At 28.8% G+C, this 2,203-nt stretch carries 2 protein-coding genes; both read left to right on the forward strand.

Going from position 1 to position 2,203, the window contains the following annotated elements; all coding sequences use genetic code 11:
• Window positions 1-110: 110 nt before the first annotated feature.
• Entirely contained in the window at window positions 111-1,406 is a 1,296-nt protein-coding gene (gene istA, locus LQK79_RS20715; protein ID WP_053242834.1) for an IS21 family transposase, read from the forward strand.
• Window positions 1,399-2,151 carry an IS21-like element helper ATPase IstB gene (gene istB / locus LQK79_RS20720; RefSeq protein ID WP_231017777.1) on the forward strand — a complete coding sequence of 251 codons (753 nt, stop codon included), beginning with the start codon at window positions 1,399-1,401 and terminating at the stop codon, window positions 2,149-2,151. Before istA ends, istB begins: the two co-directional genes overlap by 8 nt.
• The last annotated feature ends 52 nt before the right edge of the window (window positions 2,152-2,203 follow it).

A 2,203-nucleotide genomic window follows, 5' to 3' on the forward strand; every position in this document is an offset into this window, starting at 1 on the left:
TATAAATGCTAACATAAGATTGTAGGAAAATGATCATATAAGAATGTATGAAAAATAGCCTAGATAAGTTATAATTACCAAAAAGACAAAGGAAAAATTGTGAGGTAATTATGATTATAAAAACAAATGTTTATTCAGAAATTGAAATTAGTACTTTAGAAGATCTTCATAAGTTAAATCCAATTATGGAGGTAAATAATTTGAAAGTTAATAAGAGTGAAATTGCAAGAGAGCTTGGTGTAGATCCTCGAACCGTAGGAAAATACTTAAATGGATATATAAAACCTACAACTAGAAATAGAAAATCTAAAATTGATGAATTTGAACCTATAATTAAGGAACTTCTTAGTGATAAGTCCCCTCAAGTATTCTATTACAAGCGCGTTTTATGGCAATATTTAACCGATAATCATAATCTAGATTGCGCTCAATCTTCTTTCAGAAGATATATATCGGGGAAGCCAGAATTTAATAATTATTTTAAAGATAGAAAGAATGGACACATTTCAAATAGTTCTAATATGAGATATGAAACAGCAAAAGGGCATCAAGCACAATTGGATTGGAAGGAAAGTATTGATTTTCTATTATCTACTGGTGAGACGATCACAATTAACATTTTTGTTTTGTTAATGTCATATTCAAGATTTAGGATTTATAGACTTTCTATTGATAAGACACAAGATATTTTGTTATCGTTTCTTAATGAATCTTTTGAAATATTGGGTGGTGTACCTAATGAATTATTAACAGATAATATGAAAACTGTAATGGACGCACCTAGAACACAATATTCTAAGGGAAAGGTAAACAATAAATTTCAACAGTTTGCAGATGATTACGGTTTTGTTGTCCGTCCCTGCATAGCAGGAAGACCGAACACAAAAGCTAAAGTAGAAGCACCAATGAAATTACTTGATGAAATTAGAGCTTACAATGGCACATTAAATTTTGAAGAATTGCATGAACTTGTAGCAAAACTTAACAATAGAGTTAATAGTTCATGTCATACAACTACAGGGAAAATTCCTATATTACACTTGGAAAAAGAAAAAGATTTCCTATTTGAGCTTCCTAAAGAGCAAATAAGAAATCACTACAATATTATCACAACAAGTGTTAAAGTTAATCTCCAAAGCATGATTTCATACAAATCAAATCAATATTCTGTACCACCAGAATATATAGGGAAAAAACTTAAACTACAAGTATATGATAATCAACTACATTTGCATTATAACACAAAATTAGTTACTATTCACGAAATAAAAAATCAAAAGTTGAATTATCATTATGAACATTATTTGGGTATTAGCTCATTAACATTTACTAATTCTAAATTAGATATGAATGAGATTGCTAAAAACAACTTAAATTTGATTGGAGAGATATATAATAATGAATAGTACTTATACACAACTTATTAAAAATTTAGAATATTTAAAAATGAAGCAGATGATAAACCATCTAGATGAGGTTATTGATTTTACTACAAAGAATAATCTATCGTTTGTAGATAGTCTGATAAAACTGTCAACACATGAAATAGATTTTAAGGAAGCAAATATGATTCGTTCAATGGTTAAAGTAGGGGCATTCCCTCATACTAAGGAAATCAAAGATTTTGATTTTACATTTCAACCAAGTATAAATAAAGACCAAATATTAGATTTTGCTTCATTGAGATTTCTTGAATCTCAAGAAAACATTGTATTTTTAGGTCCCAGTGGTGTTGGTAAAACACATTTAGCTACATCTATAGGAATCGCTGCCGCGAAGCGAAGATACAGTACATACTTTATTAAGTGTAACGACCTTATACAGCAATTGAAAAGGGCTAATTTGGAGAATAGGCTTGATGCCAGGCTTAGGCATTTCAGTAAATATAAAGTCTTAATAATAGACGAATTAGGATATCTCCCAATAGACAAAGAAGATTCAAAGTTATTTTTTCAACTTATTGATATGAGATATGAAAAAAAGAGTACAATATTGACTACAAATATAAATTTTAATTCTTGGGATGAAATCTTTTATGATTCTGTTATTGCAAATGCAATTTTAGATAGAGTTCTTCATCATGCTCATGTAGTTTCTATTGTCGGAAATTCATACAGGCTTAAAGATCATATAAAGCAGGAAGAACACTAAAACCTACAGCCTTAAATGATCAAAAAGTTACATTTTAATCTTGACATTTATA

Source organism: Clostridium guangxiense (assembly GCF_021043395.1).
Taxonomy (GTDB): Bacteria; Bacillota; Clostridia; order Clostridiales; family Clostridiaceae; genus Clostridium_S; species Clostridium_S guangxiense.

What these genes read in the sequence shown, in the direction of transcription:
- istA (WP_053242834.1), top strand. Translation starts at nt 111, where the DNA reads ATGATTATAAAAACAAATGTTTATTCAGAAATTGAAATTAGTACTTTA.
- istB (WP_231017777.1), top strand. Translation starts at nt 1,399, where the DNA reads ATGAATAGTACTTATACACAACTTATTAAAAATTTAGAATATTTAAAA.